This is a genomic window from Brevundimonas sp. AVps7 (genome assembly GCF_058681545.1).
This window is the reverse complement of sequence record NZ_CM178742.1, coordinates 1598284-1619563: the sequence shown is the minus strand read 5'-3', so window position 1 is coordinate 1619563 and position 21280 is coordinate 1598284. Positions and strand designations below refer to the sequence as shown.

General features: G+C 67.8%; 23 protein-coding genes and 1 tRNA gene. 14 read left to right on the top strand and 10 right to left on the bottom strand.

The features are described 5' to 3' along the window. Positions 1–59 precede the first annotated feature (59 nt). From pdhA to ACW17Y_RS07925, 10 genes are all read left to right on the top strand, one after another. The gene (gene pdhA, locus ACW17Y_RS07970; RefSeq protein WP_492038199.1) at positions 60–1094 is read left to right on the top strand and encodes a pyruvate dehydrogenase (acetyl-transferring) E1 component subunit alpha; all 1035 of its coding nucleotides are present in this window, start codon (positions 60–62) and stop codon (positions 1092–1094) included. Then, entirely contained in the window at positions 1091–2443 is a 1353-nt protein-coding gene (locus ACW17Y_RS07965; RefSeq protein ID WP_492038198.1) for a pyruvate dehydrogenase complex E1 component subunit beta, read from the top strand. Before pdhA ends, ACW17Y_RS07965 begins: the two co-directional genes overlap by 4 nt. Continuing rightward, positions 2440–2748 carry a DUF5076 domain-containing protein gene (locus ACW17Y_RS07960; RefSeq protein WP_492038197.1) on the top strand — a complete coding sequence of 103 codons (309 nt, stop codon included), beginning with the start codon at positions 2440–2442 and terminating at the stop codon, positions 2746–2748. The genes ACW17Y_RS07965 and ACW17Y_RS07960 overlap by 4 nt, the downstream gene beginning before the upstream one ends. Further along, on the top strand, positions 2745–4031 hold the full coding sequence (locus ACW17Y_RS07955; protein ID WP_492038196.1) for a pyruvate dehydrogenase complex dihydrolipoamide acetyltransferase: 1287 nt from the start codon (positions 2745–2747) through the stop codon (positions 4029–4031). Before ACW17Y_RS07960 ends, ACW17Y_RS07955 begins: the two co-directional genes overlap by 4 nt. 4 nt (positions 4032–4035) lie before the next feature. After that, a complete protein-coding gene (locus ACW17Y_RS07950) occupies positions 4036–4518 on the top strand; it encodes a glutathione peroxidase (RefSeq protein ID WP_492038195.1) in 483 nt (160 codons plus the stop codon). A gap of 62 nt (positions 4519–4580) precedes the next feature. After that, a complete protein-coding gene (locus ACW17Y_RS07945; RefSeq protein ID WP_492038194.1) occupies positions 4581–4994 on the top strand; it encodes a hypothetical protein in 414 nt (137 codons plus the stop codon). A gap of 22 nt (positions 4995–5016) precedes the next feature. Continuing rightward, positions 5017–5622 (top strand): hypothetical protein, encoded by a 606-nt coding sequence (locus ACW17Y_RS07940; protein ID WP_492038193.1) that lies wholly within the window; start codon positions 5017–5019, stop codon positions 5620–5622. A gap of 153 nt (positions 5623–5775) precedes the next feature. Continuing rightward, the gene (locus tag ACW17Y_RS07935) at positions 5776–6642 is read left to right on the top strand and encodes a DUF3667 domain-containing protein (RefSeq protein ID WP_492038192.1); all 867 of its coding nucleotides are present in this window, start codon (positions 5776–5778) and stop codon (positions 6640–6642) included. Between the two features lie 95 nt (positions 6643–6737). Beyond that, the gene (lpdA, locus tag ACW17Y_RS07930; RefSeq protein ID WP_492038191.1) at positions 6738–8141 is read left to right on the top strand and encodes a dihydrolipoyl dehydrogenase; all 1404 of its coding nucleotides are present in this window, start codon (positions 6738–6740) and stop codon (positions 8139–8141) included. A gap of 39 nt (positions 8142–8180) precedes the next feature. Continuing rightward, positions 8181–8879, top strand: a complete 699-nt coding sequence (locus tag ACW17Y_RS07925; protein ID WP_492038190.1) for a VIT1/CCC1 transporter family protein — start codon at positions 8181–8183, stop codon at positions 8877–8879. Positions 8880–8885: 6 nt separating this feature from the next. Here ACW17Y_RS07925 and ACW17Y_RS07920 read toward each other — a convergent pair whose 3' ends face one another. From ACW17Y_RS07920 to ACW17Y_RS07895, 6 genes are all read right to left on the bottom strand, one after another. Continuing rightward, positions 8886–9068 (bottom strand): DUF3606 domain-containing protein, encoded by a 183-nt coding sequence (locus ACW17Y_RS07920; RefSeq protein WP_013269402.1) that lies wholly within the window; start codon positions 9066–9068, stop codon positions 8886–8888. Positions 9069–9130: 62 nt separating this feature from the next. Next, positions 9131–9946, bottom strand: a complete 816-nt coding sequence (locus ACW17Y_RS07915) for an MBL fold metallo-hydrolase (protein WP_492038189.1) — start codon at positions 9944–9946, stop codon at positions 9131–9133. Beyond that, entirely contained in the window at positions 9943–10722 is a 780-nt protein-coding gene (locus ACW17Y_RS07910) for a TatD family hydrolase (RefSeq protein ID WP_492038188.1), read from the bottom strand. The genes ACW17Y_RS07915 and ACW17Y_RS07910 overlap by 4 nt, the downstream gene beginning before the upstream one ends. Continuing rightward, the gene (locus tag ACW17Y_RS07905) at positions 10722–11702 is read right to left on the bottom strand and encodes a DNA polymerase III subunit delta' (RefSeq protein ID WP_492038187.1); all 981 of its coding nucleotides are present in this window, start codon (positions 11700–11702) and stop codon (positions 10722–10724) included. The genes ACW17Y_RS07910 and ACW17Y_RS07905 overlap by 1 nt, the downstream gene beginning before the upstream one ends. Next, on the bottom strand, positions 11699–12325 hold the full coding sequence (gene tmk, locus ACW17Y_RS07900; RefSeq protein WP_492038186.1) for a dTMP kinase: 627 nt from the start codon (positions 12323–12325) through the stop codon (positions 11699–11701). Before tmk ends, ACW17Y_RS07905 begins: the two co-directional genes overlap by 4 nt. A 48-nt stretch (positions 12326–12373) precedes the next feature. After that, on the bottom strand, positions 12374–13222 hold the full coding sequence (locus ACW17Y_RS07895; protein WP_492038185.1) for a septal ring lytic transglycosylase RlpA family protein: 849 nt from the start codon (positions 13220–13222) through the stop codon (positions 12374–12376). Positions 13223–13293: 71 nt separating this feature from the next. Here ACW17Y_RS07895 and ACW17Y_RS07890 point away from each other — a divergent pair. Both ACW17Y_RS07890 and ACW17Y_RS07885 read left to right on the top strand, forming a co-directional pair. Continuing rightward, positions 13294–13383 (top strand) — tRNA-Ser (locus tag ACW17Y_RS07890). 99 nt (positions 13384–13482) lie between these two features. Next, a complete protein-coding gene (locus ACW17Y_RS07885; RefSeq protein ID WP_492038184.1) occupies positions 13483–14352 on the top strand; it encodes a dihydrodipicolinate synthase family protein in 870 nt (289 codons plus the stop codon). 26 nt (positions 14353–14378) lie between these two features. On the opposite strand, the gene pyrG is transcribed toward ACW17Y_RS07885, so the two are convergent. The 3 genes from pyrG to tpiA all read right to left on the bottom strand — a co-directional run bounded on the left by pyrG (position 14379) and on the right by tpiA (position 17423). Then, positions 14379–16028: a CTP synthase gene (gene pyrG / locus ACW17Y_RS07880; RefSeq protein WP_492038183.1), complete on the bottom strand. Its 1650-nt coding sequence runs from the start codon at positions 16026–16028 to the stop codon at positions 14379–14381. A 146-nt stretch (positions 16029–16174) separates the two neighbouring features. Further along, entirely contained in the window at positions 16175–16588 is a 414-nt protein-coding gene (gene secG / locus ACW17Y_RS07875; RefSeq protein ID WP_492038182.1) for a preprotein translocase subunit SecG, read from the bottom strand. A 58-nt stretch (positions 16589–16646) separates the two neighbouring features. Further along, positions 16647–17423 carry a triose-phosphate isomerase gene (tpiA, locus tag ACW17Y_RS07870; protein WP_492038181.1) on the bottom strand — a complete coding sequence of 259 codons (777 nt, stop codon included), beginning with the start codon at positions 17421–17423 and terminating at the stop codon, positions 16647–16649. Between the two features lie 127 nt (positions 17424–17550). Here tpiA and ACW17Y_RS07865 point away from each other — a divergent pair, with 127 nt between their 5' ends. Beyond that, positions 17551–19476 carry a peptidylprolyl isomerase gene (locus ACW17Y_RS07865; RefSeq protein ID WP_492038180.1) on the top strand — a complete coding sequence of 642 codons (1926 nt, stop codon included), beginning with the start codon at positions 17551–17553 and terminating at the stop codon, positions 19474–19476. Further along, positions 19473–21005: an anthranilate synthase component I gene (gene trpE, locus ACW17Y_RS07860; RefSeq protein WP_492038179.1), complete on the top strand. Its 1533-nt coding sequence runs from the start codon at positions 19473–19475 to the stop codon at positions 21003–21005. Before ACW17Y_RS07865 ends, trpE begins: the two co-directional genes overlap by 4 nt. Here the strand turns inward: trpE and ACW17Y_RS07855 are convergent. Then, positions 21002–21199 carry a peptidoglycan-binding protein gene (locus ACW17Y_RS07855; protein WP_492038178.1) on the bottom strand — a complete coding sequence of 66 codons (198 nt, stop codon included), beginning with the start codon at positions 21197–21199 and terminating at the stop codon, positions 21002–21004. The genes trpE and ACW17Y_RS07855 overlap by 4 nt on opposite strands. Positions 21200–21280: the final 81 nt, after the last annotated feature.

The window sequence follows — 21280 nt, the reverse complement described above, 5'->3', positions numbered from 1 at the left end:
CGTAACGACAAGAGGCCCGCACGGCGCGTTTCGCCATGGGCTCCACCGGGAGATGCCGGATGGCGAGAGCCGCCCAGAAGACCACGGATTCCAAAGGGTCCGCCAAGATTCCCAATGCGCCGACGGCGTCAAAGGAGGATCTGCTCAGGTACTATCGCGAGATGGTCCTGATCCGCCGCTTCGAGGAGCGGGCAGGCCAGCTGTACGGCATGGGTCTGATCGGCGGATTCTGTCACCTCTACATCGGCCAGGAGGCCGTGGCCGTCGGCGTTCAGGAGAGCGTCAGACAGGGCCACGACAAGATCATCACCGGCTATCGCGACCACGGCCACATGCTGGCCGCCGGCATGGACCCGAAAGAGGTCATGGCCGAGCTGACCGGTCGCTCGGGCGGTTCGTCCAAGGGCAAGGGCGGGTCGATGCACATGTTTGACGTGCCGACCGGCTTCTACGGCGGTCACGGCATCGTCGGCGCCCAGGTGGCGCTGGGCACCGGCCTTGCCTTCGCCGGCAAATACCGCGGCGATGACTCGGTCGCCTTCATCTACTTCGGCGACGGCGCCTCGAACCAGGGTCAGGTCTACGAGAGCTTCAACATGGCCCAGCTATGGAAGCTGCCGGCCATCTACATCATCGAGAACAACCAGTACGCCATGGGCACGAGCATCGAGCGCTCGTCGTCGACGACCGAGCTCTACATGCGCGGCGCGAGCTTCGGCATTCCGGGCGAACAGGTCGACGGCATGGACGTGCTGGCGGTCAAGGACGCGGTCGAACGCGCCGTGAAGCGCGCCCGCGAGGGCGGCGGGCCCTTCATCCTGGAAGTGAAGACCTATCGCTATCGCGGTCACTCGATGTCGGATCCGGCCAAATACCGGTCCAAGGACGAGGTCGACGAGGTCAAGAAGACCCGCGACCCGATCGACCACGTCAAGATGCTGCTCGAACAGGCAAAGGCTACCGAGGACGAGCTGAAGGCCATCGACGCCGAGGTCAAACAGATCGTCGCCGAGGCGGTCCAGTTCGCCCAGGAGAGCCCTGAGCCCGATCCGTCCGAACTCTATACCGACGTCTATGTGGAGACCGCAGCGTGACCGACATCCTGATGCCGGCGCTGTCGCCCACGATGGAAGAGGGCAATCTGACCAAGTGGCACGTGAAAGCGGGCGACACGGTCAAGGCAGGCGATGTGATCGCCGAGATCGAGACCGACAAGGCGACGATGGAGGTCGAGGCCGTCGACGAGGGCGAGATCGCCGAGATTCTGGTGGCCGAAGGCTCCGAGGGCGTGAAGGTCAACACGCCGATCGCGCGCATGGCCGGTGAAGCCGGTGCGGCCGCGCCGGCGCCGAAGGCTGAGGCGCCTGCCGCCGAAGCCTCGGGCGAACCCGAGACGAAGGCCGCCGCGCCGTCGGCCGCGCCGAAGGTCGAGCTGCGCGATCCGGAGTTCCCGGAAGGCACGAAGCTGGTCAAGACGACCGTGCGCGACGCCCTGCGCGACGCCATGGCCGAAGAAATGCGCCGGGACGAGAACGTCTTCCTGATTGGCGAGGAAGTCGCCCAGTACCAGGGCGCCTACAAGGTCAGCCGCGAGCTGCTGCAGGAGTTCGGCGACCGCCGCGTGGTCGACACCCCGATCACCGAGCACGGCTTCGCCGGACTGGGCGTCGGCGCGGCGATGTCGGGCCTGCGCCCCATCGTCGAGTTCATGACCTTCAACTTCGCCATGCAGGCGATCGACCACATCATCAACTCGGCCGCCAAGACCCTGTATATGTCCGGCGGCCAGATCCGGGCGCCCATCGTGTTCCGCGGCCCGAACGGCGCAGCCAGCCGCGTCGGCGCCCAGCACAGCCAGGACTATTCCGCCTGGTACGCCCAGGTTCCCGGCCTGAAGGTCGTCGCCCCCTATGACGCCGCCGACGCCAAGGGCCTGCTCAAGGCCGCGATCCGGGACCCGAACCCTGTCGTCTTCCTCGAGCACGAGATGATGTACGGCATCGAGTTTGATGTGCCGGACGTCGAGGACTATGTCGTCCCGATCGGCAAGGCCAGGGTTCGCCGCGAAGGCAAGGACGTGACCATCACGGCCCATGCCCGCATGGTCGGCTTCGCCCTTCAGGCCGCCGAGCAGCTGGAGGCCGAGGGCATCTCCTGCGAGGTCATCGACCTGCGCACCCTGCGCCCGCTGGATCACGACACCATCGTCGCCAGCGTGAAGAAAACCAGCCGCCTCGTCTCGGCCGAGGAAGGCTGGGGCCCGATGGGCGTCGGCGCCGAGGTCGTGGCCCGGGTCATCGAACACGCCTTCGACTATCTGGATGCGCCGCCGCTGCGCGTGCACCAGGAAGACGTGCCGCTGCCCTACGCCGCCAACCTGGAAGTCCTGTCCCTGCCGGGCGTCGACAAGATCGTCGCGGCCGTGAAGGCGGTGATGGCGTGACCAGCGAGCCGTCCGAGTTCCAGCTGACTGTCCCGGACAGCGTCGCCTCCGATCCCGATTCGGTCGAGATGTTGCGCTTCTGGTGGTCGCGCGGCGAACCCGTGATGGCGATCAAGCCCGCCTTCCAGGACCCCCGGGCCTACGGAAGCATCCTGGCCATCGCCGCCCGGAACATCGCCCACGTCTATCATGCGGCCAAGGGGCTGGATGAGGAAGAAACCTATCGTCAGGTGCTGAGCGGGCTGGAAGCGGCCCTCGCCGGCCCTGGCTATCAAACCGTCGCCGAGACCAAGAGCGAAGCATGACCGACATCCTGATGCCCGCCCTGTCGCCCACCATGGAAGAGGGCGTTCTGGCCAAATGGCACGTCAAGGTCGGCGACGTGGTCAAGGCCGGCGACGTGATCGCAGAGATCGAAACCGACAAGGCCACGATGGAAGTGGAAGCGGTCGATGAGGGTGTGATCACCGACATCCTCGTGGCCGAGGGCTCCGAGGGGGTGAAGGTCAACACCGCCATCGCGCGCCTGGCGGAGGAGGGCGGTTCGGCCGCTCCCGCGCCGAAGGCCGCCGAACCGGCCAGGGCCGAGGCTCCAAAGGCGGAAACCGCCGCGGCTCCGGCCGCGAGCGCGCCTGCGCCCGCCAAGGCCGCGCCCGCTGCGGCAGCGGCGAAATCCGGCGAGCGCGTCTTCGCCTCGCCGCTGGCCCGTCGGCTGGCGAAGGACGCCGGTCTGGATCTGTCGAGCCTCAAGGGCTCAGGCCCGCATGGCCGGATCGTCAAGTCCGACGTCGAGGCCGCCGGCAAGGGCGGAGCCCGCCCGGCCGCCGCGCCCGCAGCCGCCGCCTCGGGCATCGAGGTTCGCAAGGTCCAGTCGCTCGCCGACATGGGTATTCCGGACGGCAGCTACGACCTGGTTCCGCTGGACGGCATGCGCAAGGCCATCGCCCGCCGCATGGTCGGCTCGATCCAGAACGTGCCGCACTTCCCGCTGACCATCGACGTCGAGATCGACGCCCTTCTGGCGGCGCGCGCCAAGGTCAATGCCCTGCTCGAGACGTCGGGGGTGAAAGTCTCGGTCAACGACTTCGTCATCAAGGCCGCCGCCATGGCCCTCAAGGCCGTGCCGGAAGCCAACGCCAGCTATTCGCCCGAGGGGATCGCTCTGCACCACAACGCCGATGTGGCAATGGCGGTGGCGATCGACGGCGGACTGATCACCCCGATCATCTTCAAGGCCGAAACAAAGACCCTGTCGCAGATCGCTGTAGAATCGAAGGATCTGGCCAAGAGGGCCCGAGAGAAGAAGCTGAAGCCCGAAGAGTTCCAGGGCGGCACCTTCTCGGTGTCCAACCTCGGAATGTTCGGCATCAAGTCGTTCTCCTCGATCATCAACGAGCCACAGGGCGCGATCATGAGCGTGGGCGCGGGCGAACAGCGGCCGGTCGTCAAGAATGGCCAGCTGACGGTGGCGACCGTGATGACGGTCACCGTCACCTGCGATCACCGGGTGGTCGACGGCGCGACCGGCGCCCGCTTCCTGCAGGCCTTCAAGCCGCTGATCGAAGACCCCGTCACCATGCTGGCCTAGGGCGATGACGGCGTCGGTCTATGACTTCACCGCCACCGGGATCGACGGGACCGAGGTCTCGCTGGACCGGTACCGGGGCCAGGCGCTGCTGATCGTCAACACCGCGTCGAAATGCGGCTTCACCGGCCAGTACGCCGGGCTCGAGGCCCTGCATCGCCAATATGCCGACCAGTCGTTCGAGGTGCTGGGCTTCCCCTGCAACCAGTTCGGCGCCCAGGAGCCGGGTCGGGCGGCGGAGATCGCCGCCTTCTGCTCTTCGACCTTCGACGTCAGCTTTCCGATGTTCGACAAGGTCGAGGTCAACGGGCCGAACCGCCATCCGCTCTACGACTGGCTGACCCGGCAGAAGCGCGGCTTTCTCGGCATGCGCGACGTGAAGTGGAACTTCACCAAATTCCTGACCGACCGCGAGGGCAGGGTGATCGCCCGCTTCGCGCCGCAGATCGAGCCCGCTGACATCGCTCCGGAAATCGACAAGGTCATCTGACGCATCCAGATTGCGCCGGTTGGCGAGTTGGCGCACGTTCGCTTTGGGGGGAGGGCCCGCAGATGGACGCCGACAGGCTCGAAAGATCCGCGCAGTTTCTACACAGCACGACGCTCAGCGTCGGCTCGATCGTCATCGGGGCCGTGGGACTCGACAAGGTCAGCACCACCATCGATGTCGGGGATCCGGCCCGGACGGCATTGCTCGCTGCGTTGGGATTTCTGGTCGTCGCCGGCGTAGCGGGAGCCCGCCTGATTCTGCATCTGCCAAAGGAGGCGGAGGGTGACGACATCCTCAAACACCGTCTGCCGCTTGTCGATCTGGGTCGACACAGCGTGGCGCCGTTGAGCGTCGGCTTCTGGCGCGGCCTTCAGCACTGGGCCTTCCTGATCGCCATCCTGTGCACGGTGGCCAGCGGGGTCATGACCGCCCGGGCAGAGGACCTGCCCGCGCCGGCGACAGCGGCCGCATCGTGACAAGGGACGGCAGGGGCGTTTGATGTCTGACGCGGGAGAGCCAGCGGCGATCGCGGAAACGGGAGCAGCCCGCCCGGAGTTTCGCCAATTCATCGAATGGGCCGCGACCGGCATCGGCATCATCACCAGCGGCACCGCGATCTGGAGCGCCTTCACCGTCCTCGGCGCCACGGCGGAGAACGCCCGGGCGCGCATCTTCGAGCGGCAGCTGGAGGCCTGTCTGTCGATTTCGGAAACCGGCACGGCCTTCTGGGACAGGCTGGCGGACGCCCGCGCCTTCATCGACGCGCGACAGGTCATGGGGGCCAGCGCCGAGATCAACGAAGCCGTTTTCGGCCCCGAGGAGACTCGCACCAGCGAGGAAATCAGGACGGCGCAAAAGGCCTTCGCCCGCAATGTTCGCGAGATCCAGATCCTGTATCCAAAGTCAGTGTCCGACGCCGCGATCAGCCTGAACGCCCACGGCACGGCGGCTTCTGCGATGATTGACGTCGCCTGGGCGCGCCCGGACGCTGCGACCCTGGCGGGCCTGCCCGCGACGGTGGACCGGGTTCGGGACGGCGTCGCCCGGATGAGCGAGACCTGCGCCGCCAGCCTGGCGTCGACGGCCCAGTTGGGCCGGGAGTAGCCATCCGGTTTCGCTTGCGCGGGAAACTCTGATTTTTCTAAAGTGTCGTCCGAGGGTTGAGGGCGAACCATGACGGCTGAACCGAGCATCTGCGCGGCCTGTGAATCGCCCCTGGCTGGACGCTACTGTCATGCCTGCGGTCAGGATTCGCGTGTGAAACCGGCCCCGTTGCGCGAGATGGCGATGGAGGTCGCCACCTCCTACAGCCCGATCGACAGCAAACTGGCGCGGACGCTGGCGGTACTGGCCGTGCGGCCCGGTCGGCTGCTGGAGGCCTATCGCAGCGGGGCGGGATCGCTCTACGTCACGCCGCTGAAGCTCTTCGTGGCTTCTACGGCCCTGTTTCTCACGGTCCTGAATTTCAGTGACACAACCCTGTTCCAGTACGTCTGGAAGGTTGATCGACCGGGGACGTCGGTCGAAGCGAACTACGACCCTGCGACCATGGAAGTCACCGTCCTTGGTGCGACCGAACAGGATCGATGGCTCCAGTCCCGTATCGACCCCGCAATCGACCCTGAAGTCGTGGCAGCCCTGACCCGCGGGGCCGAGACAGCGGCGACGGCGGAGGAGCGCGAGGCGATGCGCTACGAACTGGCGGCCAATGAGGACGAGGCGCGGTGGGGCGCCCGGGTTTCGGCCTGGCTGCCCAATGTATTGTGGCTCCTGATGCCGCTCTACGCCCTGGCGCTGATGCCGTTCTTTGGTCGACGGCGGCTGTTCCTTGAGCACGTCATCTTCGCCATGTGGGCCCACGCCGTCGCCTTCCTGCTGGCTATGGGTCTGTCGGCGCTCAACAGTCAGGGTCTCAACCTGTCCGCAGGACTGCTGGCCTTCCCGTACCTGGCCTACTTCACCTTGGCGGCCTCAAAATACTACGGAATGTTCTGGGCCCAGGCCTTGTGGCGAGGCGGGATCCATATGCTGATCTACGTCTTCGCAATCCTCCTGCCGGCCGCCCTCGTCATCTACACGACCGTGATGGACTGGAAGGCCTTCATGACCTGGATGCGGGCCTGAGTTCCGGTCACGGCTGGTTACGAGCCGGAAGGCCAAGCTTTCAGCGGAGGGCAGGGGCCGCTACAACCCCATGATCTTGCAGCGGAGGCTTCGACTTGGCCGACTTCGATCTCATCGTCATTGGTTCGGGCCCCGGGGGCTATGTGGCCGCGATCCGCGCCAGCCAGCTGGGCCAGAAGGTCGCCATCGTCGAGCGCGAGAACCTGGGCGGCATCTGCCTGAACTGGGGCTGTATCCCCACCAAGGCCCTGCTCAAGTCGGGTGAGAAGTTCGAGAGCCTCAGCCACCTGAAGGACTATGGCCTGTCGGCCTCCGGCGCGACCTTCGACTTCGACGCTATCATCCAGCGTTCGCGCGGCGTGGCGGCGACGATGAACAAGGGCGTCACCTTCCTGATGAAGAAGAACAAGATCGAGGTGATCGAGGGCTCGGCCAGGCTGGAGAAGGGCGTCGCCGCTCCGAAGGTCGTCATCGATCTGAAGGCCGGCGGAACGCGCAAGGTCGAGGCCAAGTCGGTCATGCTGGCCGTCGGCGCGCGCGCCAAGGCCATCCCGCAGATCGGCCTGGAAGCCGACGGCGACAGGATCTGGGCCTATCGCGAAGCTTTGGCCCCCAAGAAGATGCCGGCCTCTATCGTGGTTATCGGCTCGGGCGCCATCGGTATCGAATTCGGCAGCTTCTACAGGGCGCTAGGCGCTGAAGTTACCGTGGTGGAGGCGGTCGATCGCATCATGCCGGTCGAGGACGAAGAGGTCTCGAAGGCCGCCCAGAAATCGTTCGAAAAGCGCGGCATCAAGTTCCGTCTCGGCTGCAAGGTCACGAAGGTGTCCAAAGCCGGGAAGGGGGTCCAGGTCGCCATCGAGAAGGACGGCAAGTCCGAAACGCTCGAGGCCGAGGTCTGCATCTCGGCGGTCGGCATCACCGCCAACACCGACGGCATCGGTCTGGAGGCGCTGGGCGTCAACATGGACCGCGGCCACATCACCATCGACGGCCACTGCGCCACGAATGTGAAGGGCCTTTACGCCATAGGCGACTGCGCCGGCGCGCCCTGGCTCGCGCACAAGGCCAGCCACGAAGGCATCCACGCTGCTGAATACATCGCCGGCTACAAGACCCCGAACGTCGTCTCGCCGATCGCCGGCTGCACCTACGCCCAGCCCCAGGTCGCCTCGGTCGGGATCACCGAGCAGGGCGCACGCGAAGCCAAACGCGAGGTCAAGGTCGGCCGCTTCCCGTTCCGTGTGAACGGCAAGGCCGTGGCGGCCGGCGAGGTCGATGGCTTCGTCAAGGTGATCTTCGATGCGAAGACCGGGGCCCTGATCGGCGCCCATATGATCGGCCACGAGGTCACCGAGATGATCCAGGGCTATGTCACAGCCATCACCATGGAAGCGACCGAGGAAGACATCCACGGCATCGTCTATCCGCACCCGACCATGTCGGAGGCCATGCATGAGGCGGCGCTGGACGCCTACGGGCGAACGATCCACCTGTAGGCGCTTGACCGCTCGGTCGCGCCGACGTCTGGTCGCCCGATGAGAGCCCTGACCCACCGCGAATTTCACTCCGTGTCCCGGATCGGCTGGTTGCGCGCCGCCGTCCTCGGCGCCAACGACGGGATCGTTTCGACCGCCAGTCTCATCGTCGGGGTCGCGGCCTCCGGCGCGGGTCATGGAGCCGTCCTGACGGCAGGGGTCGCCGCTCTGGTCGCCGGCGCCCTGTCGATGGCGGCCGGCGAATATGTCTCTGTGAGCTCTCAGTCCGACACCGAAAAAGCGGATCTCGCCCGCGAGCGCCTTGAGCTCGAAATGAGCCCCGACAGCGAGATCGAGGAACTGGTGGGCATCTATCGCGGACGCGGCTTGTCGGATGACCTGGCGCGCGAGGTCGCGGCGCAGCTGACGAGCCACGATGCGCTGGCGGCTCACGCGCGCGATGAACTGGGAATTCTGGAGCTGACCTCGGCCAGACCGGTGCAGGCGGCGGTCACCTCCGCCCTGACGTTCTCGCTGGGAGCGGCGGCGCCGCTTCTGGTCGCACTTCTGGCGCCGGTTTCGAGCCTGGCATGGGCCGTGAGCGCCGCGGCGCTCTTCTTCCTGGTCCTTCTCGGCGGCCTGGGGGCCTGGGCAGGCGGGGCGCCGCTGATGCGAGGAATACTGAGGGTCGCCCTGTGGGGGGCTCTGGCGTTGGCGGTCACGGCCGGGGTCGGGCGCCTGTTCGGCGTGGCGGCCTGAGCAGGGTCAGCGCTTCTTGCCCAACTCGGCGGCGATGTCCTTGACCATGCGGCCAGCCTTGCGGTGGGCGGCGGTGATCTGGTCGCGGGTCACGCCCCAGCGCTTCATCCAGTATTCGACGGCCTGACGCTCGGAGAGGTCCAGACGGTCTTTGTCGATGAAGCCGCGTTTGTCCTTGAGACCGGCCATGAGGGCGTTTCCTGTTTGCGCCTAAGATATATTATGCGAAATTGTGGATGTCAGAAGAGCCATCAGATGGGCGCCCTGGCGGTCCAGCCGTCGAAACCGACCTCGACGTTTTCCGGAAGAAGATCCGACAAGGCGTTGTAATCCAGATCGATGTGCAGGTTAGTCAGCACGGCGCGCTCGACGCCGCTATGCGCGATCCATGCCAGCGTCCGGTCGACGTGGCTGTGCGTCGGATGCGCCGTCCAGCGCAGCGCATCGACGATCCATAGGCTGCATCCGGCCAGGGCTTCGAACGCTGCGTCGTCCAGGGCGTCGATGTCGCTGGAATATGCGACCGATCCCGTCCGGTATCCGACAGACAGGATCGGCCCGTGACCCTGGTCGAAGGTCACGATCGGCACAGAGCCTCCAGCGCCGTCGACCGACCATTGCGCGCCATGTTCCGGAATATCGCAAAGATCGAGGATGGCCGGATAACCCTGATGGCTCTCGAAGATGTACGGAAAGCGCGGCACGAGCGCGTCGCGTGTCGCCTGGTCCATCCAGGCCGGGATCCGGCGACGCCCCCTGATGGCGAAGACCCGCAGGTCGTCGATACCGTGGGTCTGGTCAGCGTGGTCATGGGTGTAGAGAACGGCGTCCACCGACTTCACACCGGCTCTGAGCATCTGTTCACGCAGGTCCGGAGACGTGTCGATCAGCACGGTCGTGTCGCCGTCCGCACCATGCCGCCGAACCAGCGCTGAACAGCGCGAGCGTCTGTTCTTCGGTTCGCTCGGGTCGCAGGCGCCCCAGTCGCCGTCGCCACGCGGCACGCCGCCCGATGAGCCACTGCCCAGAAGGGTGATCTCAAGTTCGCCGCTCGCCGCTCCGGTCATGGTCGCGGGATCCTGTCGAACAGGGTGAAGAAGGCGTCGGTCGTGCGCGACTCCGCCTCCTCCCGGCTCCAGCCTCGAATGTCGGCCAGGGCCTGCAACACATGGCCCACATAGGCCGGCTCATTACGGCGGCCCCGATGCGGCACGGGCGCGAGATACGGACAGTCGGTCTCGACGATGATCCGGTCGGCCGGCATGGCGCGTATGACCTCGCGCACATCTTCGGCCGCCTTGAATGTGGCTATGCCCGAAATCGAGAACCAGGCGCCCATTTCCGCTGCCTGTTCCGCGAGTTCCGCACCCGAGGTGTAGCAATGCATGAGGAATCGGAACGGCGCCCTGGCCTGCCCTTCGCGCAGGATCGCGGCCATTTCGGCATCGGCCTCACGCGTGTGGACGATCAGCGGCAGGCCCGTCGCCTGCGCCGCCTCGATATGGACGCGGAAGACCTCGGCCTGAACCTCGCGCGGGCTGAGATCGTAGTGGAAATCGAGGCCGCATTCACCGATCCCGACCACGCGCGGCCGCTGCGCCAGGGCGATCAGGTCGTCGGCCGTCATGGCCGTATGATCCTTCGCCTCGTGCGGATGGGCGCCGACGGTGCACCAGATGTCGGGGTGGGCCATGGCCAGGCCGTGGGTCGCCTCGAAGGTCGAGAGCTTGTCGGAGATCTCGACCATCATCTGGACGCCGGCCTCGCGGGCGCGGGCGATGACGGCGTCGCGATCCTCGTCGAACTGGACGGCGTGCAGGTTCACGTGGCTGTCGATCAGCATCAGCCGGCCATCCGCTTGACGCGCGCCAGATCCGCCAGGGCCCCGGCCAGCAGGTCGCCCTTGTCGAGATTGATGGCGACCGCCCGATCGGGCGCCTCGGTCAACCGGGCCCACAGATCGGCCCAGGCGGCCCCCTGCCCTCCCTGTGCCAGTGACCGCGCCTTCACGGCGGCGGCGAGCCGGTCCATCAGCGCCTCGAACCGCGCCTGACCCTCCGCGCCCCGGAAACCGTCGGCGAGGGACAGGGCCTCCGCCCGATCCACCGGCCCCTCATCGACCCAGCGGCGCGCCAGCCGGTCCAGTTCAAGATTGGCGGCCGTGGCCAGAGACAGGGCCGCGCCCGGCGATCCGCGCGCCATGCCGGCGATGCGGACCGCCTCGTCGCGATCCAGTTCAGTCTGGCGCGCCAGCAAGCCGGCGATCTCGGGCTCGGGCCAGGGCTGGAAGGTCATGCGGCGGCAGCGCGACCGGATGGTGGCCAGCAACCGGCCCGGCGCATGGGTGACCAGGAACAGCACACCCCGCTCAGGCGGTTCCTCCAGAACCTTCAGCAAGGCATTGGCTGCATTGAGATTCAGGTCATCCGCCGCGTCGATGATCGCCACGCGATAGGCCGCTCGCGACGGGCTCTTTGAGAAGAACTCAGGCAGGTCGCGCGCCTGATCCACCGAGATCGATTTCTTGGTCTTGCCGCCCTCGACGAGCCGCTCCAGCACCAGCAGATCGGGATGGGACTGGGCCGTGATCAACTGGCTGACCGGATCGGACGGCCGTGCGCCGAGCGGCCCTCGTGACGGATCGGGCGCCGCGCCCAGCAGACGCCGCGCGGCCCGATAGGCGAAGGTCGCCTTGCCCAGGCCCTCGCGACCGCAGACCATCCAGGCGTGGTGCAGCCGTCCGCGATCCACGGCCTCGACGAACGCCGTCTCCGCCTCCATCGACGGGATCAGGTCGAACCGGTCGCGCGGATGTTCGCTCACGGCAGGATCGGCTCGATGGCGCGCCAGACCCGTTCGGACACAGCATCGGGCTCTCCGGTGGCGTCGATCAGACGGCAGCGTTCCGGGTGTTGAGCCGCCACGGACAGGAAGCCGTCGCGCAGGCGGCGATGGAACTCCAGCCCCTTGGATTCGAACCGCGTCTCCGTCGCGCCGCGTGCCAGAGCCCGCTCCAGACCCACCTCGACCGGCAGATCGAACATCAGGGTCAGGTCCGGCTGATCGTCGCCGACGATGGCGGCGTCGAGGCTTTCGATGAACTCGGCCGGGGCGCCGCCGCCGGCGCCCTGATAGGCGCGACTGGAATCGGCGAACCGGTCGCAGACGACCCAGCGGCCGGCCTCCAGCGCGGGCCGGACGGTCTTCTCCAGATGGTCGCTGCGGGCGGCGAACATCAGCAGGGTCTCGGTCAGCGGCGACCAGCGGCCCGCGTCGCCGTTCAGGGCGATGTGGCGAATCTCCTCGGCGCCGGGCGAGCCTCCGGGTTCGCGCGTGTGCACGACATCGATGCCGCGCGCCTTCAGGCGAGCGACCAGTCTGGCGGCCTGGGTGGACTTGCCGGTCCCCTCCCCGCCCTCAAGCGTTATGAATTGTCCTCGGGTCACCGACGCACAATGGCGACCCGGACCGCCGGGGCCAAGGGCGCAGGCGGTCTAACGCGCCGATATCAACAGGGCGTCGGCGAATCCGTCGGCCATGACCGACCGCCGGGCGCGTTCGGCGGCGTCAGCGTCGTTCCATGGGCCCATCAGGACGCGGAACATGCTCTGATCGCTGGCGGCCTGGACGCGGGCGGAGCGACCGATTCTCCCCGCGACGGACTGAGCTTGCGGCTGGTCGCGATAGGCGGCGACCTCGATCCAGTACCTCTGCCCGGCATCGACCGGCGGCGGGGCGACCGGAGGCGGCGGCGCGGCCTCGGCGACTTGCAGCACCGTTCCACCGCCCAGACGCGGGGCGCGACCCAGATAGCGGACCCTGACCTCTCCCACGCCCCGGCTCAGCATATCCAGCGCCTCGGCCGCCCCGCGCGACAGGTCGATGATCCGGTCGTCGACGAAGGGGCCGCGATCGTTGACCCTCAGCACCACGCGACGACCGTTGGCCAGGTTCGTCACCTCGACCAGTCCCGGCAGGGGCAGCGTCTTGTGAGCGGCCGTCAGCTCATGCATGTCGAACCGCTCGCCGGTCGCGGTCGGGCGGCCGTTGAACTGGTCGCCATACCAGGAGGCCAGGCCGACGACGTCATAGTCCGGCTGTTCCTCCGGCTGGTACCAGCGTCCCCGGATCTGATAGCGGCGCATGGTCCCCGACACGATCGGGGCCGGGTCGGTCACGACAGGCGCAGAGGTCGGCGCTGACCGCGACGGGCGCGGTCCCTCGGCCAGCCGCGTCGGCGCGTTCGTCGCCCCCGCGCTGGCGCAGGCCGCCAGCAAGGCCGTCGCGGCGATGATGACCGAGGCCTTCGAGGCGCGGCGGAGGAGAACCGGAGAAATCGACATGGCGAAATCATCGCCGAACCGATTTCCGTTTTGGTTAACGCGCGATGCGCTGCTATGCCCCCTCTCCAGCCGGACAGGTGGCCGAGTGGTTTAAGGCAGCGGTCTTGAAAACCGCCGTAGGTGAAAGCCTGCCGTGGGTTCGAATCCCACCCTGTCCGCCACACATCGAGTGGCGGCGCTTCGTCACAAACAGAAGCCAAGCCTGATTGTCCTGCGCCATCGGCATCGGCTCCACTGCACCGGCATCGTGAAGTCGAACCATGCGACTGTTCTCAGGCCTTTCCGCTTTTCCGATCACGCCGATGACGTCGGCGGGCGAGGTCATCGCGACCGATCTGAGCCGCCTGGTGCGTCGCATCGAAGAGGGCGGCGCGGACTCCGTCGGCCTCCTGGGCAGCACCGGGACCTATATGTTCCTTGATCAGGAGCAACGGCGCCGGGCCGTGGCGACAGCGGTTCAGGCTACATCCCTCCCGGTGATGGTCGGCGTCGGGGCCATGCGTACAGACGACGCCCGGTCGCTGGTTCGCGATACGGTCGCCGAGGGAGCCGCCGGCCTGCTGCTCGCCCCGGTCAGCTATACGCCGCTGACAGAAGATGAGGTCTTCGAGCATTTTCGCGCCGTGGCGTCTGAAAGCGACCTGCCTCTGTGCATCTACAGCAATCCGGGAACGACACGTTTCACCTTCCGCCCGGAGTTCGTGGTTCGGCTGGCGGCCCTTCCGACGATCGCGGCGATCAAGCTTCCGCTCCCGTCCGGCGACATCGCAACGGATCTGGCGCTCTATCGCCAGGCGGCGCCCCGACTGTCGATCGGCTACAGCGGCGACTGGGGCTGCAAGGAGGCTCTGCTGGCGGATGCGGACTGCTGGTTCAGCGTCGCAGGCGGACTGTTCACGGAACAGGCCGCCGCCGTGACCGCCGCGGCGATGAAGGGCGACCATGAGGAAGCCGGCCGCCTCGACGCCGCCTTCGCCGGGCTCTGGGACCTGGTCCGGACGCACGGAAGTCTTCGGCTGATGTATGCCGCCGCCAACCTGCTCGGCCTGACCGAGGCCGAGCCGCCGCGACCCTTACTTGCCGCGGATGCAGCGCTTCGGGCGCAGCTCGCGGCGGTGATGCCGCGCTGAGCGACCCGGTCGAGGCGAACTGACCGTCAGACCAGCCGGCTCTGCACCACAGCCGCTTCGATGAAGCTGGCGAACAGTGGGTGGGGCTTGAACGGCCGGCTTTTCAGTTCCGGGTGGTACTGGACGCCGATGAACCAGGGGTGGTCGTTGCGCTCGACCGTCTCGGGCAGGACGCCGTCGGGCGACAGGCCGGCGAAGATCAGACCCTTGTCCTCGATCGCGTCGCGATAGTTGATGTTGACCTCGTAGCGGTGGCGGTGCCGTTCGCTGATCGCGGTCGTGCCGTAGATCTCCGCGATCCGGGACCCTTCAGCCAATGTCGAATCATAGGCGCCCAGTCGCATGGTGCCGCCCAGGTCCCCGCCCTGCTGGCGCAGGACCCGCTGGTTGCCTTGAGTCCATTCGGTCATCAGGCCGACGACCGGCTCTTCGGTCGGCCCGAACTCGGTCGAGGAGGCCTTGGGATAGCCGGCCTGGTTCCGGGCCGCCTCGATGACCGCCATCTGCATGCCGAAACAGATGCCGAAATAGGGGATGTTGCGCTCGCGGGCGAAGCGGGCCGCCTCGATCTTGCCCTCGGCCCCGCGCTCTCCGAAGCCGCCGGGCACCAGAACGGCATGCGCCCCCTGAAGCCGGTCTTCGCAGGCCTGACGGTCGCCCTCGAAGGTATCGGCCTCGACCCAGTCGATGTTCACCTTCACCTGATTGGCGACGCCGCCGTGATGCAGGGCCTCGATCAGGGATTTGTAGGCGTCCTTGAGCACCGTGTATTTGCCGACCACGGCGACCGTGACCTCGCCGTCCGGCTGCAGACGGCGACGCACGATCTCGTTCCAGCCGCTCATGTCGGGCGCCGGCGCATCGGTGATGCCGAAATGGGCCAGGACCTCGGCGTCCAGCCCCTCGCGGTGATAGTCGAGCGGCACCGCATAGATGTCCTCGGAATCCATCGCCTGGATCACGCCGGACGGGCGGACGTTGCAGAACAGGCCGATCTTGCGCTTCTCGTCCTCGGGGATCGGGAATTCGCAGCGGCACAGCAGGATGTCGGGCTGGATGCCGATCGAGCGCAGCTCCTTGACCGAGTGCTGCGTCGGCTTGGTCTTCATCTCGCCGGCGGTCTTGATGAAGGGCAGCAGGGTCAGGTGGACGAAACAGGACTGGCCGCGCGGCAGGTCCTGACCCAGTTGGCGGATGGCCTCGAAGAAGGGCAGGCCTTCGATGTCGCCGACCGTGCCCCCGATCTCGACCAGGACGAAGTCGACGTCCTCGCCCTCGTCCGTCACGGCGGGCGTCAGGCAGAAGGATTTGATCTGGTCGGTGACGTGCGGGATCACCTGCACCGTGGCCCCCAGATAGTCGCCGCGCCGTTCCTTCTCGAGGATGGTCGAATAGATCCGGCCGGTGGTGATGTTGTCGGACCGCGCCGCCGAGACGCCGGTGAAGCGTTCGTAGTGGCCGAGGTCGAGGTCGGTCTCCGCCCCGTCATCGGTCACGAACACCTCGCCGTGCTGGTACGGGCTCATCGTGCCCGGATCGACGTTCAGATAGGGGTCGAGCTTGCGCAGGCGGACCTTGTAGCCGCGCGCCTGAAGCAATGCGCCGAGAGCCGCAGACGCCAGCCCCTTGCCCAGCGAGGAAACCACGCCGCCCGTGATGAATACATATCTAGCCACGGGGCATCACCTTAGCCCTGATTCGGGCTGTCGCTGCGGACCGCATCGCGATCCAGCTGTTGAAAACAAAACTCCGCCCCGGCGCAGGTCCGGAGCGGAGGTGTTGGGGGCGGGAGGAGCGGCGGAGGGTGTTCCCCGCCGCCACCTTATTGCGCCGGCGCGGAGGCCGGGGCGGCGCCGGCCGTCGGCAGGCTGGCTTCCAGGTCGTCGAGCGACGGCGCGGCCGGGGCAGCAGGAGCCGTTTCGGCCGGAGCGGTCTGCTGTCCGGCAGCCGGTGCCGTGTCGAGCGCGATCGAACCGACGGCGTCGGCGTCCACGACCGAGCGATTGGCCCGTTCCATGTTGCCGACAATGGTCAGGCTGATGGCGCAGACCACGAACAGCCCGCCAAGCCACCAGGTCGTGGTGGTGAGAAGATTGCCCGCGCCACGGGCGGTCATGAAGCCCGAGGGGCCTCCTCCCATGCCCAGCGCGCCGCCTTCGGAGCGCTGCAGCAGGATCACCCCGGACAGGGCGATCGAGATGATGATCATGGCGACGAGGAGAATGGTCTGGAGCATGGGGGCTTACATGTGTGGCGGACGACCGCCGATCAAGCGGCGGCGTCTATCATCCTTGTCAGCCGGCGGCAACGCTGGCCGGTTCGGCTGCCCGGATGATAGCCAGGAAATCGGCAGACTTCAGCGAGGCGCCGCCGACCAGTGCGCCGCCGACCTCTTCGACGGCCAGGATGTCGCGGGCGTTCCCGGGATTGACCGAGCCGCCGTACAGAATCGGCGCGGCGCGACCGCCGTCGCCAAGCCGTTCGACCATGGCGTCGCGCGCGGCGGCGTGGATTTCCGCGATCTGCTCCAGCGTCGGCGTCAGCCCTGTGCCGATGGCCCACACCGGTTCGTAGGCCAGGGCCCAGTCCTGCCCGGTCAGCGCGTCGTTCAGCGACCCCAGTATCTGGCCGCGCACGACCGAGGCGGCTTCGCCCGCCTCCCGCTGCGCCAGAGTCTCGCCGACGCAGATGATCGGCATGAGCCCGGCCCGCAACGCAGCCCCGACCTTGTCGGACACCAGGGCGTCGCTCTCGCCGAACTCCTGACGGCGCTCGGAGTGGCCCAGGATGACCATTGTCGCGCCGGCATCGACGAGCATTTCGGCCGAGATGCCGCCGGTGAAGGCGCCCCTGGTCTCGACGCGGCAGTCCTGCCCTCCGACCGCGATCGGGCCGCCGTCGATGGCTTGAACCATGCGGTCGATCAGGGTCGTTGGCGGGCACAGGCCGGCGCGCACCGAGGCGGGAGCGGCGGTCAGGTCAGCAAGCATCTGGGCGACGGCGCCCGCCAGATCGGCGGCCACGCCGTTCATCTTCCAATTGCCGACGATCAACTTCACGGATTGTTTCATGCGCTCTGTCTAGGCGCCGTCTCGCGCGCTGCCAAGTCTCCAGCACGTCGGGCGCTTGCGGGGCGACGGCCCCCTCCCCTATACGGCGCGGTGGCGCTCTTCGCCGTCCGACCTTCAGGCCCCTTCGATGATTTCCGTGTTCCGTGACTTCGCCAAGTCGAAATGGGCTGTCGCCCTGTTCGCCCTGCTGATCATCAGCTTCGCCGTCGTCGGCGGCTCCCAGACGGACGTGTTCAAAAGTCTGGGCGCCCAGCATGTGATCTCGGCCGGCGAACGCTCGGTAGACGCGGCCCAGTTCAGGGCCGACTTCGAGCGCATCCGCACCAACGCCTCGGAACAGGAAGGCCGCCCCCTGACGACCCAGGACCTGGTCAACGCCAACGTCCACGTCCGCTATCTTGAAGCCCAGACCCAGCGCCTCGGCTTCCTGGAGTGGGCGCGCAAGGTCGGGATCCGCCCGGACGAATCCCTCATCATCAAGCGCATTCGCGAGATCCCCGCCTTCTTCAACCAGATCACGGGCGCCTTCGACCAGGCCCAGTACGAGCAGACCCTGGCGCAACAGAACTACTCGCCGGTCCAGCTGGAAGACGAGTTCCGTGACGCCGCCGTCACCGAACATTTCGGCAGCGCCGTCCAGGCCGGCATCCGTTCGCCGCGCATCTACGGCGCCCTGATCGCCGGTCGTGCGCTGGAACTGCGTGACGGCCGCTGGTTCAACGTGACCCAGGCCATGGCCGGAACCGCCGGCGCGCCGACGGACGCCCAGCTGACCGCCTTCATGAACGAGAACGCCGCCCAGCTGCGTCGTCCCGAGTTCCGCATCGCCTCGGTCGTCCTGTTCAACGACGCCGCCGGCGCGGCCGCCCCGGAAATCCCCGAAGCCCGCATCGTCGAGCGCTTCAACTTCCGCAAGGACGGTCTGTCGACGCCCGAACGCCGCACCTTCACCACCCTGACCGCGCCCGATCGCGCCGGCGCAGATCGCATCGCCGCCGCCCTGCGCGCCGGTCAGTCGCCGACGGCTGTGGCCGAGGCCAACCGCATTCAACCGGCCGAATACGCGGCCCAGCCGCAGAGCGCCGTGCCGGACCCCGCTGTGGGCACCGCCGTCTTCGGCCTGACCGCCGGCCAGGTCTCTGCCCCGATCCAGGGCCGTGTCGGCTTCACGGTCGCCAAGCTGGTCTCCGTCACGCCCGGCGCGCCTGCGACGCTGGAAGGCGTCCGCGAGGCGGTCGTCGCCGAACTGCAGGAAGAGGACGCCAAGGCCCGGATCTTCAGCCGCGTGGAGGCCTATGAAAAGGCCCGCACCGACGGCAAGCCTCTGGCCGACGCCGTGCGCGAAGTCGGCGCCCGCATCGTGCAACTGCCGCCCTTCACCCAGGACGGTCGCCTGCCCGACGGACAGCCGATGAATGCGCCGCCGCAGATCACCCAGAGCGCCTACGCCCTGACTGAGGGCGCCGAGTCCGACGTGATCGATTCTGGTCAGGGCCAGTATTTCGTCCTGCGCCTGGACGACATCCAGCCCGCCGCCCTGCCGACCCTCGCCGACGTGCGCGAGCCGCTGGCCCAGCAATGGATCGCGCGTGAGAACGCCCGCCGCCTGACCAGCAAGGCCGAGGAGCTGGCCGCCCGCGTGCGTGGCGGCGAGGACATCGCGGCTGTCGCGGCCTCGGCCGGCGCCACCCTGACGACCCGTGCGGGCGTGCAACAGAATGCCGAAGCCCAGGGCGCACTCGGCGACGGCGTGCTGGGCGGCCTGTTCGGACAGGGCCGCGGTCAGGTCTTCACCGGCCCGGCCTCGGAGACGGCCTTTGTCGTCGGTCGCGTGGATGCGGTTCGCGCGCCCACGGCGGCTCTCGCCGCGCCTGTCGCCGACCAGATCCGCGCCCGTCTGGCCCAGGAACTCCTCAATGGAGCCGGCGAGGGCCTTGTCGCCGCCGCCGCCCGCGCCTCCAGGGCCGAGAACGACCCCGTCCGCGCCATCGAGGCGCTTGGGGTGACGGCGCCGGTTCCCGGCGCGACCCCGCCGACCGCTCCCGCTCAATGATCCAAGGCGGCGCGGAGCCCGATCGCGCGGAGATCATCGCGGGACTGACGCAAGGCCGGCCCCAGGTCGTCGTGCGCCGGATCGTCGACGACCTCGAAACCCCGGTCTCGGCCTATCTCAAGGTGGGCTGGGGCCGGCCCCACGCCTTCCTGCTGGAATCGGTCGAGGGCGGCGCACTGAACGGTCGCTATTCGATCATAACGCTGGAGCCCGACGTGGTCTGGCGCTGCCGCGACGGCGTCGCCTCGATCGCGCGCGGACCGGATGTGGCGGCGAAGCGCTATTCGACACAGGACGGCGGCGCGCTGGACTCCTTGCGCGCCCTGATCGCCGAGACCCGCTTCGACCTGCCCGAAGGCCTGCCGCCCATGGCCGCCGGCCTGTTCGGTGTCTTCGGCTACGACATGGTGCGCCTGCTGGAGCCGCTGGGCGCGCCCAATCCCGATCCGCTCGACCTGCCAGACGCCGTCCTGACCCGCCCGTCGGTCGTGGCCGTCTTCGACTCCGTGAAGCACGAGATCGTCGTCATGGCCCCGGTCTGGCCGGGCAAGGTCGATCCAGCGAAGGCCGTGACTGCGGCCGAGGCCCGTCTCGACGACTTCGAAGCCCGTCTGCGTCGCCCGCTCGTGGCCCGTGGCGCGGCCGCGCCGGCCGCCAGCCTCGACTTCCGCTCGCCTGTGAACGCAGCCGGCTATGGCGACCTCGTCGCAGCCGCCAAGGGCTATATCGCCGCCGGGGATATCTTCCAGGTCGTCCTCAGCCATCGCTTCCGCGCGCCGTGGTCGGGCGATCCGTTCGCCTTCTACCGCTCGCTGCGCCGCCAGAACCCCTCGCCCTATCTGTATTTCCTCAACTTCGACGACTTCCAGCTGGCCGGCTCCAGCCCGGAAATTCTCGTCCGGCTCAAGGACGGCGGCGTCACAATTCGACCGCTGGCCGGCACCCGTGGACGCGGCGCCACGCCCGAAGCGGACAAGGCGCTGGAGGCCGAACTTCTGGCCGATCCCAAGGAGCGGGCCGAGCACCTGATGCTGCTCGACCTGGGCCGCAACGACGTGGGCCGTGTCGCTGCGCCGGGCACGGTCAGGGTGACCGAGAGCTTCGTCGTCGAACGCTACAGCCAGGTCATGCACATCGTCTCCAACGTCGAGGGCCGGGCCCACCCTGACATCGACGCCGTCGACGCCCTGCTGGCCGCCCTGCCCGCCGGCACCCTGTCCGGCGCGCCCAAGGTCCGGGCCATGGAGATCATCGACGAGCTGGAGACCGAGAAGCGCGGCGTCGGCTATGGCGGCGGCGTCGGCTATATCTCGGCGGGCGGAGAGGCGGACATCTGCATCGTCCTGCGCACCGCCATGTTCGCCGACGGCCAGGTCTTCGTTCAGGCCGGCGCCGGCGTCGTCGCCGACAGCGACCCCGCCGCCGAGTTCGCCGAGACCGAGGCCAAGGCCCGCGCTCCCATGCGCGCCGCCGAGGACGCCTGGCGTTTCGAACTGGGCGCGCCGCTCAATACGGCCGGCGAAATCTAGAAGGTCTGGCTGCTCGACGGCGGCGGCCCATCCTCAATGGCCACGCCCGGCCCCAGGATCATGACGCCCGCCAGCAGCACGGCCGCACAGGCCGCCAGGCTGGCGGCGGCCAGCGTCCCCATGACGCCGTTGCGCGCCTCAGGCTCGGTCAGCGCCAGGCGGGCGGCGTCGATCTGGACCTGGGTGTCGCTCATGGGATCGTCGGCTCCGATGGAAGCCCCGATTTCCCCCTGAGTTGGTTAACGATCGGTGTTCGTGAGCGTTCGCTTGGCGGC

What these genes read in the sequence shown, in the direction of transcription:
- ACW17Y_RS07940 (WP_492038193.1), top strand. Translation starts at nt 5,017, where the DNA reads ATGTCTGACGCGGGAGAGCCAGCGGCGATCGCGGAAACGGGAGCAGCC.
- trpE (WP_492038179.1), top strand. Translation starts at nt 19,473, where the DNA reads ATGATCCAAGGCGGCGCGGAGCCCGATCGCGCGGAGATCATCGCGGGA.
- ACW17Y_RS07885 (WP_492038184.1), top strand. Translation starts at nt 13,483, where the DNA reads ATGCGACTGTTCTCAGGCCTTTCCGCTTTTCCGATCACGCCGATGACG.
- ACW17Y_RS07955 (WP_492038196.1), top strand. Translation starts at nt 2,745, where the DNA reads ATGACCGACATCCTGATGCCCGCCCTGTCGCCCACCATGGAAGAGGGC.
- ACW17Y_RS07920 (WP_013269402.1), bottom strand. Translation starts at nt 9,068, where the DNA reads ATGGCCGGTCTCAAGGACAAACGCGGCTTCATCGACAAAGACCGTCTG.
- secG (WP_492038182.1), bottom strand. Translation starts at nt 16,588, where the DNA reads ATGCTCCAGACCATTCTCCTCGTCGCCATGATCATCATCTCGATCGCC.
- ACW17Y_RS07895 (WP_492038185.1), bottom strand. Translation starts at nt 13,222, where the DNA reads ATGTCGATTTCTCCGGTTCTCCTCCGCCGCGCCTCGAAGGCCTCGGTC.
- tpiA (WP_492038181.1), bottom strand. Translation starts at nt 17,423, where the DNA reads ATGAAACAATCCGTGAAGTTGATCGTCGGCAATTGGAAGATGAACGGC.
- ACW17Y_RS07910 (WP_492038188.1), bottom strand. Translation starts at nt 10,722, where the DNA reads ATGCTGATCGACAGCCACGTGAACCTGCACGCCGTCCAGTTCGACGAG.
- pdhA (WP_492038199.1), top strand. Translation starts at nt 60, where the DNA reads ATGGCGAGAGCCGCCCAGAAGACCACGGATTCCAAAGGGTCCGCCAAG.
- ACW17Y_RS07855 (WP_492038178.1), bottom strand. Translation starts at nt 21,199, where the DNA reads ATGAGCGACACCCAGGTCCAGATCGACGCCGCCCGCCTGGCGCTGACC.
- ACW17Y_RS07865 (WP_492038180.1), top strand. Translation starts at nt 17,551, where the DNA reads ATGATTTCCGTGTTCCGTGACTTCGCCAAGTCGAAATGGGCTGTCGCC.
- ACW17Y_RS07950 (WP_492038195.1), top strand. Translation starts at nt 4,036, where the DNA reads ATGACGGCGTCGGTCTATGACTTCACCGCCACCGGGATCGACGGGACC.
- ACW17Y_RS07945 (WP_492038194.1), top strand. Translation starts at nt 4,581, where the DNA reads ATGGACGCCGACAGGCTCGAAAGATCCGCGCAGTTTCTACACAGCACG.
- ACW17Y_RS07915 (WP_492038189.1), bottom strand. Translation starts at nt 9,946, where the DNA reads ATGACCGGAGCGGCGAGCGGCGAACTTGAGATCACCCTTCTGGGCAGT.
- ACW17Y_RS07925 (WP_492038190.1), top strand. Translation starts at nt 8,181, where the DNA reads ATGAGAGCCCTGACCCACCGCGAATTTCACTCCGTGTCCCGGATCGGC.